This window comes from Rahnella perminowiae, assembly GCF_019049755.1.
Lineage (GTDB): Bacteria > Pseudomonadota > Gammaproteobacteria > Enterobacterales > Enterobacteriaceae > Rahnella > Rahnella perminowiae.
Genome location: NZ_JAFMOS010000093.1, coordinates 1 through 647, shown reverse-complemented (window position 1 = coordinate 647; position 647 = coordinate 1). Strand labels below are relative to the sequence as shown.

Below are 647 nucleotides of genomic sequence, written 5' to 3'. Positions count from 1 at the left end.
GGGTTGCATCTTTATAAAGATGAACATAATGAATTTAATTTCCTGGCAGAGTATTCCCTCATGGAGTTTAAACCAGGAGACAGTGACGATGACTCATTAAAGAAACTCAATAAACGAAAGGCCACTATGATGTCAGGGGTTTCTTTTATTCATCATGACAGTTGGGGTTTAATTCATGCGGATTTTAAAAAAGATGTGCTTGGCAACAGCCAAGGAATGACCAGCGATGTTGGCTATGATTATCGTTTTAAATGGAATGACCTCGATCTCAGCCCAGGGGTAGGCTTCCTGTGGAACAGTAAAAAACAAAATGAGTACTACTATGGTGTCAGTTCAAAAGAGTCTTCCCGAAGTGGACTGAACATTTATGACCCTGACGATAGCTTTTCACCTTATATTCAACTGGCGCTAGATTATCCTTTTGCTGAAAACTGGAAAGCTTCTGTTATGGCCCGCTATACCCTGCTGCCTAATGAAATAAAAAACAGCCCGATGATTGATAAATCCGGAAGTGCATCCTTTGGGCTAGGTATTCTTTATACCTTCTGATTGGTATATCACAAGCATTTATATGTGAGGAATCTCTAAATGCTTGACTTTTGAAGTAAAAAAATATTATAATCTATGTTGTCTCAAAATATTAATTT

The 647-nt window shown here is 37.9% G+C and carries 1 protein-coding gene; it reads left to right on the top strand.

Annotated features, from left to right (window positions below; all coding sequences use genetic code 11):
- The coding region (locus J1785_RS00480; protein ID WP_217218543.1) for a MipA/OmpV family protein at positions 1-549 on the top strand (549 nt) is incomplete at its 5' end.
- Positions 550-647 lie beyond the last annotated feature (98 nt).